7 protein-coding genes are annotated in these 9,092 nt (G+C 54.5%); 4 read left to right on the forward strand and 3 right to left on the reverse strand.

The window, feature by feature from the left end:
• Genes pelF through AC27KL_RS11005 form a run of 4 tightly spaced genes read left to right on the forward strand, consistent with a single transcriptional unit; the run spans position 1 to position 5,933 of the window.
• Complete coding sequence (pelF, locus tag AC27KL_RS10990; RefSeq protein WP_487169674.1) at positions 1–1,443, forward strand: GT4 family glycosyltransferase PelF; 1,443 nt, start codon at positions 1–3, stop codon at positions 1,441–1,443.
• Positions 1,419–4,523, forward strand: coding sequence for an exopolysaccharide Pel transporter PelG (gene pelG / locus AC27KL_RS10995; protein WP_487169675.1), 3,105 nt, complete (start codon positions 1,419–1,421; stop codon positions 4,521–4,523). The genes pelF and pelG overlap by 25 nt, the downstream gene beginning before the upstream one ends.
• Positions 4,524–5,234, forward strand: coding sequence for a polyphosphate polymerase domain-containing protein (locus AC27KL_RS11000; protein ID WP_487169676.1), 711 nt, complete (start codon positions 4,524–4,526; stop codon positions 5,232–5,234). It begins immediately after the preceding gene.
• An 18-nt stretch (positions 5,235–5,252) separates the two neighbouring features.
• The gene (locus tag AC27KL_RS11005) at positions 5,253–5,933 is read left to right on the forward strand and encodes a DUF4956 domain-containing protein (RefSeq protein WP_212950382.1); all 681 of its coding nucleotides are present in this window, start codon (positions 5,253–5,255) and stop codon (positions 5,931–5,933) included.
• Positions 5,934–6,068: 135 nt separating this feature from the next.
• Here AC27KL_RS11005 and AC27KL_RS11010 read toward each other — a convergent pair whose 3' ends face one another.
• From AC27KL_RS11010 to uxaC, 3 genes are read right to left on the reverse strand one after another with little or no spacing between them, the layout of a single operon-like run.
• Positions 6,069–6,758, reverse strand: a complete 690-nt coding sequence (locus AC27KL_RS11010; RefSeq protein ID WP_487169677.1) for a rhamnogalacturonan acetylesterase — start codon at positions 6,756–6,758, stop codon at positions 6,069–6,071.
• Positions 6,759–7,523 (reverse strand): alpha/beta hydrolase, encoded by a 765-nt coding sequence (locus AC27KL_RS11015; protein ID WP_487169678.1) that lies wholly within the window; start codon positions 7,521–7,523, stop codon positions 6,759–6,761. It abuts the gene before it with no gap.
• A gap of 13 nt (positions 7,524–7,536) precedes the next feature.
• Entirely contained in the window at positions 7,537–8,946 is a 1,410-nt protein-coding gene (uxaC, locus tag AC27KL_RS11020; protein WP_487169679.1) for a glucuronate isomerase, read from the reverse strand.
• Between the last annotated feature and the right edge of the window lie 146 nt (positions 8,947–9,092).

Raw genomic sequence — 9,092 nt, forward strand, 5'->3', positions numbered from 1 at the left:
ATGAAAATATGTATCATTGCCGAAGGGTCATACCCATATATCACCGGCGGGGTATCGAGCTGGATCCATAGCCTCATCACGCAAATGTCCGAGCATGAATTCATCATTTACGCCATCGGCGCCGAAAGCAAGCAGAAGGGCAAATTCAAATACAAGCTGCCGCCGAACGTCGTGGAGGTCAAGGAAACGTTCCTCGATGCTTATTTGGACGAAGAAGTTCGCTGGGGCAGCCGCTTCCGCCTTTCCGCGGAGGAGCGGAACACGCTGCAGGCGCTCATTGGCGGCGAAGGCGACCTAAACTGGGATCGGGTATTTGCGCTGCTGCGCTCCGATAAATTCGTCAACGTTTCCGATTTTCTGGCGAGCAAAAACTATTTTGACCAGCTCGAGCAGCTGTGCCGCTTCAAATATACCCACGTCCCGTTCACGGAAATGTTCTGGACGGTCCGTTCGATGATTTTGCCGCTTCTTTTGGCGATTCGAAGCGACGTGCCGCAGGCGGATATTTACCATAGCGTATCCACGGGGTACGCCGGCGTGATCGGCGCCCTCGGCAAATTTTTGTACGGGTCGCCGCTGCTGTTGACGGAGCACGGCATCTATTCCCGCGAGCGCGAAGAGGAGATCATCAAAGCGGATTGGGTCAAAGGGTATTTCAAGGATCTATGGATCGAGTATTTTTACAGGCTTTCCGATTGCATTTATACGGCGGCGGATCAGGTCGTGACGTTGTTTGGCCGCAACAGGGAGATCGAAATCGAACTGGGCTGCCCGGCGGAAAAAATCCGCATCATTCCGAACGGCGTGCGGACGAGCGATTACGAGGCCCTGCCTTCCGCGCCGGAGGACGGAAAAATCCGGATCGGAGCCGTCGTGCGAATCGTGCCGATCAAGGACATTAAAACCATGCTTCAAAGTTTTGCCCTCGTCAAAAGGGAGGTGCCGAATGCGGAGCTTGTCATTATGGGGCCCGTCGAAGAGGACGAGTCGTATTATGAAGAATGCCTGCGGATGGTCGAAGCTTTGGAGGTCCAGGACGTCGTTTTTACCGGCGAAGTTCAAGTGAAGGAATATTTGGGGAAAATGGACCTGCTGCTTCTGACCAGCATCAGCGAAGGGCAACCGCTTGCGGTGCTGGAAGGAATGGCCGCCGGCAAACCGTTCGTCACGACGAACGTCGGAAGCTGCAAGGAACTGCTGAACGGAGCGGACGACGGGATCGGCCCATGCGGGCTCGTGGCCCCCGTCATGCATTATGAACAGATTGCGCAGGCGATCGTCACGTTATGCCGCAATGAAGGGCTGCGGAAGGACATGGGCAGAAATGCCCGGGAACGGGTGCAGCGCTACTACAAGTTTGAAGATTTTATCTCCGAATACCGCAAGCTATACGCAACTTTAGGGGGGGACGTACGCAGATGGCCGGAATCGGTTTTGAATTAAGGAAATTGTACCGGCAGCAGGGGCTGCTTAATAATGTTAAAGCATATGCGTATTCCTCCATTTCAACGGTCGGGCCGATGATTTTATGCATGTTTTTGGTTATCGTGCTGCAGAGGCTGATGTCCTACAGCGGCGGCACGCATTTGCAGTGGGAGTTATACATCGCGACGATGCAATACAATTTCGTGTTTTCGATTTTGATTACGAGCGGCCTTGCCATGCTCCTGACCCGGTTCGTGGCGGACATGATTTTCCAGAAGAAGCTCGATCACATCCTTGCTTCCTATTACGGGTCGCTGATCCTGATCCTGCCGGTCGGTTCTGTGGTCGCGTGGTTGTTTTTGCGGGGAGTGGAGGCCGGAACCGGTTATAAATTCGCGGCATATTTCCTGTTCATGGAGCTGATCGTGATCTGGATGCAGTCGGTTTATTTGTCGGCGTTAAAGGACTATATGCGGATCGTCCGCAGCTTTGCAATCGGCACGGCGGTCGCGATCGCCGCGGGCTGGGTGCTGATGAACGTGACGGGGATCGACCGGACGACGGGCGCGCTGCTGGCGATCGACATCGGCTTCATGCTGATTGTGCTGATGTCGAACCGCCATCTGGATCAGGTGTTTCCGCGCTGCGACGGCCGGATCTATTTCTCGTTTTTGTCTTATTTCAAAAAGTACCCGGCTTTGTTTTTGATCGGTTCGTGCATGTATGCGGGCATTTACGTCCACAGCATGGTGTTCTGGTTCAGCGATGACGGGATCGTGGTGGCGGGCAGGTACTACATATCCCCGGAATATGATCTGCCGGTATTTTATGCTTTTTTGTCCGTCATTCCGACCTTGGTCGCTTTTATCGTTTCGGTCGAAACGGAGTTTTACGAAAGATTTCAGGCCTACTACAAGCATGTGCTTGAAGGAGGGACCCTGCTCCAAATGGACGCTTCGAAAAAAGCGATGCAGCGGACGTTGATGCAGGAAATCAGCTTTTTGATGGAGGTTCAGCTGTTGTTTACGATCGTTTCCATTGCCATTGGCATGAAGCTGCTGCCGAGAATCGGATTTACGATGGCGCAGCTCGATTCGTTTAATATTTTGGTGCTGGCATATTTTCTTTTCATTATGATGTTTGTGACGCTGCTGCTCCTGTTGTATTTCGATGACCGGAAGGGCGCGGCGGCCATCAGTTCCCTTTTTATCGTGCTGAATGCCGGGCTCACGTATTGGACGCTTCGGCTCGAATATGACGGACTCGGGATGTTTTACGCTTCCTTGGGCGGGCTTGCCCTCGTCTTGTTCCGGCTGATGTACGTCCTCAAAAATATCGATTATTACACGTTCTGCTCGCAGCCGATGCATCATCAGCGCAAATCGATGCGCTTCGGCAAGCCGACCGCGACGGTGATGGTGATCGCTTCGTCCATGCTGATCCTCTCCGCCTGTTCGGAACCCGCCGATGAGCCGAAATCCGCAGCCGGAAACGGGGTTTCGCAAGAAGCGCCTGCCGCTCCCCAGCCAACCGGCATCGAGGAAGATAAGCGCATCTACGAACGGGATCAGGATGATGCCTTGAAGGCTCTGTACGTGACGGTGCTGCCGCCGAAAGGCGACAACAAAAAAGGCCTCAGCTGGTACGGCCTGAATCGGAACACGGACCGCTACAGCGAAGACAAGCTGAACGTCATCATGCAGGAAGGCGCATCGGACGGCAGCGGGCCGAAGTCCGGCATGTTCGGGTACGGCGCGGATCACGCCAACGGGAGCATCAGCCTGCGGGGCAATACGGCCCGCTATGCTTCCCAGAAATCTTACAAAATCAAGCTGTTCGACGAAGCGGGATTATGGCAGGACCAGCGGTCGATCAATTTGAACAAGCATTCGGCCGATCTGTCCCGCCTGCGCAACAAGCTGAGCTTCGATCTGTTCGAGACGATTCCGAATTTTACGAGCCTGCGCACCGGATTCGTTCATTTATACGTCAAGGATCTCTCGGAAGGCGGATCGAAGCAAACGTTCCAGGATTACGGCCTTTACACCCAAATCGAGCAGCCGAACGAAAAGTTTCTGAAATCCCACTGGCTGGATCCTTACGGCCAACTGTATAAGGTCACGTTTTTCGAGTTCCAGCGTTATTCGGAACAAATCAAGCTGCAATCGGACCCGGCTTACGACAAAAAGGCCTTCGAGTCGATTTTGGAGATCAAGGGCAGGGAAGACCACGAAAAGCTGATCCGGATGCTGGATGACGTCAATAACATGACCATTCCGATCGATCAAGTGATCGAAAAGCATTTTGACCTTGACAATTATTTGACCTGGCTTGCGGTAAACATTTTGACCGACAACATGGATACGGACGCGAACAACTTCTACTTGTATTCGCCTCTGAATTCGGAAAAATGGTATTTCCTGCCATGGGACTATGACGGCGGCTGGGGGCTGCAGCGGAATTTGAAGAGCATCAGCCCTTACCAAAGCGGCATCAGCAACTATTGGGGCAGCACGCTTCATAACCGGTTTTTCCGCAGCACCGAACATGTCGAACTGCTGAAAAAGAAAATCGAGGACATCTCGAAAAATTACATCAACAAAAACACGGTGGAGCAACAGCTCGCCAAATATAAAAACGTGGTGGAGCCTTTCGCCAAACGTTCGCCGGATGTGCAGTATCTCCCGGGCAAACTAAGCGAGCTTTCGAAGGATTACGAGCGGATCGTATCGACGCCGGAAACGGGATACAAGCTGTTCCTGGAAGATCTGGAAAAACCGAAGCCGTTTTACATGGACGAGGTGGACGAGCAAGAAGGAGGAGCCTACCGCTTTTCTTGGGAAATATCGTTTGATTTGCAGGGAGACGACCTGACTTACGATTGGACGCTGGCGACCGACCCGAACTTTGCGAATATCGTCGCCCAAAAGAAAGGGCTGGCGCAAAACAACGTCACGATCCCGAAACTTTCGCCGAACACCTATTATTGGAAAGTGGTCGCGCGCGATAGCAAGGGACATTCGCAGATTTCGTTCGACAGTTTCGAAGACGAGGAAGGCACCCCTTATTACGGCGTGAGGAAGTTCGAGGTGGATTAAATGGAGTTTCAGGGGAACAAGCTGCGCCATGAGTTGAAATATTATTTGCACATGCACGAATATTTGGCGCTAAGACATCGGATATCCGCTGCGATGACGATGGACCGGAATTCCGTCGACGCGGAAGGATACGGCATTCGGAGCCTCTATTTCGACGGGGTCCATCAGCATTCCTTATATGATAAAAACAACGGCATCTTCCGCCGGAACAAATACCGGATCCGCGTCTACAACGGGAGCGACGCAAAAATCACGCTGGAGCGGAAAAGCAAATACGGCGATTATATCAGCAAGGAATCCGCGCCGTTGTCCAAAGAGGAGTACGGGCTCATCCTGCAAGGGGATCCGTCATGCCTGTCGGCCAAGGAACATCCGCTGCTGAAGGAATTTTACGTCTCGCTTGCGCATCACGGGTTCCGTCCTTCCGTCATCGTGGATTATACCCGGGAGGCTTACGTGTACGAGATGGGAAACGTCCGCGTGACGTTCGACAAAAGGCTGGCCGCAGGCATCAACACCGTCGATTTGTTCGACCCGGCCCTCGTTTTGGAAGAAGCGTTGTCTCCGGCGCTGACCATCATGGAGATCAAATACGATTCCTTTCTGCCGGACGGCATCCGGCAAATCGTTCAGCCCCAAGCGCATGTGCGATCCGCCATTTCGAAGTTCGTCATTTGCCGGGAAGTGGGCGTCAAACATTTTAAAGATTAACGTTCAGGAGGAACTGCAGTGGGGGATAACCTAAATTTTCAGGATCTTTTCAAAAAAAGCGTGCTTCATTTGGAGGCGTTCCGCGATATTTCGTATATCGATTTGTTTTTGGGCCTGATTTCATCGTTTGCGATCGGCATGTTTATTTTTTGGATATACAAAAAAACCTTCAGAGGCGTCGTGTACAGCTACAACTATAACGTGTCCTTCGTCCTGATGACGATGATCACGACATTGATCATCATGACGATCAGCACGAACATCGTGTTGTCGCTCGGGATGGTCGGCGCGCTCAGCATCGTGCGCTTCCGGACGGCGGTGAAAGATCCGCTGGATATCGTCTACATGTTTTGGTCCATTGCGGCAGGCATCGCCTGCGGCGCCAAAGTGTATCCGGCCGCATTGATCGGCTCCGCGGTGTTCGGAATCGTCTTGATCTGGTTGGCCAGAAAAAAGGTGAAGGAAATGCCTTATTTGCTGATCATTCGTCATACCGAAGCCGCAGCGGACGAGGTAAGGGTGCATTTGCGCAAACTTGCGGGCACGCTGAAGTCGAAAACCGTACGCAAAGAATACACGGAAATTACGTACGAGGTGCGGATTCGCGACGACAATACGGCATTTGTCAATGAAATCAGCGCGGTAAAAGGCGTGCAGGACGCATCGCTGATCAATTATACCGGCGATTATGCGCAGTAAACCGTTCGACAATTTCCCCGGAAATAAATCAAAGGTTTCAGGGCCGTTTTTTGGCCGGAGAACATAACATTAAGGGCTTCCTTGGGTCGTTTTCACGACGCCGGGAAGCCCTTTTGATGCTTCTATAGGGAACAATTACCGACTTGCGGCCCGCAACAAGGCAGACAGGGGAGCGACCGTTTCCATCGCCTTGGCGACCAGCTCCGCGATTTGCCGTGCGCCTTCCTCCGAAAAATGGGTATCGTCAGCGACTCCTTCCGGGTAGTTGGGATGCCGGTTGGGCGGCAGGTGCAAAAATAAGGTTTTGGACGCATCCGCTCCTAAATCGCGGTATAAACGCTGGGAAGCCGCAAAAACGTCAAGCAGCAGCGTCCCGGTTGCCACCGCCACCTCCCGCATGGCAGCCGGATAGGGGCCGACCGCCAGCGGATCGGGAAGGCCGTCGGCGGCAAAACGCCGCCGGCTGACGGAAGTGAGCAAAACCGGCGTGGCTCCGCGCCGTTTGGCCGAAGCGATGAACAGCATTAAATTGCTGCGGTAGTCGGTATCGGGATCCGTGTAGCGCGAAGGGTCTTCCTTTTTCTCGTCGTTATGGCCGAATTGGATCATGACGATGTCGCCGTCCCGAAGCTCGCCTTCGATGGCGGCCCACCGTCCTTCCTCCAGGAAGGACTTCGTGCTCCGGCCATTGACGGCGCGGTTGTCGATGCAAAGCGAAGGGGTTACAAAATGATGCAGGTATTCGCCCCAGCCCGCCATCGGTTTCTGGGAAGCATCCTTTGCGGCTGCGGTCGAATCGCCGGCGATATACAACGTTTGCGGCATTTAGGTCTCCTCCTTCACAAAATGATGCTGCCGCAGCCAGGTTTTGAGGCATTCGAGCCATTGCCGGCAGGACGGATTATCATCGGCCAGCCCGAGTCCATGGCGTCCGTCCCCGAACACGTGCAGCTCGAACGGAACGCCGGCCTTGGACAAAGCTGCGGCAAACCGCAGGCTGTTCTCCACGGGGACGGCGGCGTCGTTTGCCGTTGTCCACAGGAACGTCGGCGGCGTGTCGGCCGTTACCCGGCGGTCGGAGGAGTACTTTTGGATGTCTTCGGGCGAAAGGCGTTGCCGGAGAAACCGCTCGCGGCTTCCTTGATGCGTGTACATCTCTTCGAACGTAATGACCGGATACGACAGGATGAGGAGATCGGGTTTGGAGGAGGCGGTCGTGGCCGTGATCGAAGCCAAATGACCGCCGGCGGAAAAGCCGATCATTCCGATCCGATTCGGGTTCACTCGGAACGCCTTGTCTCCGGTACGGGCCCATTCGATGGCGCCGGCAACGTCCCGAATCAAAGCTTCGGGGTCCAGAGGCTCCAGTTGATAATGCAGCACCCCGGCATGCATGCCGAGAGCGTTGAACCACTTGGCGATCGGCTCGCCCTCGTGCGGAGCCAGGTGCTGGTAGCCTCCGCCCGGGAGAACAAGCATAAACGGCAATTCCCGGCCCGAATCATTCTCGGCCGGGTAGAGCCAAAGAGAGGAGCCCGGAGACGCTTGGGTCTCCGGAGCTCCTTCCAGGTGACGGCGAATGTGCAGCATGGCCGAGTCCTCCTTATTCGGCGGCTACGGCAGCCGGGAAGCCGAAATACGCCGCGGCGTTGCGATAGGCGATGTCCTCGACCATTTGCCCGAGCAGCGCCATGTCGTCCGGCGCTTCGCCGCGCTCCGCCCATTCGCCGATCAGCTCGCACAGCACCCGGCGGAAATATTCATGCCGCGTGTAGGACAAAAAGCTGCGCGAATCCGTTAACATGCCGACGAAACGTGACAGTAGGCTGTTGTCGGCAAACATCGTCAGCTGATGCCGCATGCCGCTGCGGGTATCGTTGTACCACCAGCCGGAGCCGAGCTGCATTTTGCCCGGCGTATCCTTTTGGTAGCAGCCCATCAGCGCGAGCAGGGACGGATAATCGTTCGGGTTCAGCGAATACAGGATCGTTTTCGGCAGCCCGTGCGCGCTTTCGGCGCGGTCGAGCAGACGGGACAGGGATTCGGTAAGCGGCAAATCGTTTAAGCCGTCGTACCCGGTATCCGGCCCGAGGCGGTTGAACATGACGGTATTGTTGTTGCGGTATGCATGGATATGCAGCTGCATCGTCCAATTTTTTTCATGATACATGCCGATCAATGCCGACAGGAGTTCGGTCCGGTACACGGTAATTTCGGATGGGGAAAGCTCCGAACCTGCAAGTCTTTTGGCGAAAATGCTTTCCACCGCGGCGGCGTCGCCGGCTTCGTAGCGCAGCACGTCGAGCGCATGGTCGGAGAGGCGGCAGCCCTGCTCATGGAAAAAGTCGACGCGCTGCTTCAGCGCTTCCGTCAACGCCGCATAGGAACGAATCTTAACGCCCGCAGCCTGCTCCAAACGCCCGATCCAGTCGGTAAAGCCCGGCGCATCGATGTTCAGCGCTTTGTCCGGACGGAATGCGGGGAGCACTTGGAAGTCCTGCTCCTCTTTTCTGAGCAGCTGATGATATTCCAGGGAATCCGCCGGGTCGTCGGTCGTGCAGACGATTTTGACGTTTGAATTTTTGATGATGCTGCGGCGTCGGAACGCCGGGGTGGCCAGCTTGCGGTTCACTTCGTCCCAGATCCGCGGCGCGGATTCCTCGTTCAGCAGTTCCTCGATGCCGAAGAAGCGGCGAAGCTCCAGATGGGTCCAGCTGTACAGTGGATTGCCCACCGTTTTCGGGACGGTGACCGCCCAGGCCATAAACTTGTCGTAATCCGAGGCGTCCCCGGTAATATGCGATTCGGGAATGCCGTTGGCGCGCATCAGCCGCCATTTGTAATGGTCGCCGGAAAGCCAGGCTTCGGTCAGGTTGCGGAACGGCTTGTTTTCGTAAATTTCCTTCGGATCGAGGTGGCAGTGGTAATCGATGATCGGCATTTCTTTGGCATGCTGATGGAACAGCGTGCGAGCGGTGTCGGTCGTCAGCAAAAAGTTATCGTTCAAAAACATGTCGGCATCCCCTTTATAAATGAGTGTTTTGCATAATTCCGTTTCAGAGAAGAAGCGATAGCATATTCACTGTCGTTAAGGGGTAATTTTCGAAAATGGTATTATATGGATGAAGAAAAGGGCAGACTTGCAGAATTTTAGAACAG

It is taken from the genome of Paenibacillus sp. YAE3 (genome assembly GCF_057546105.1).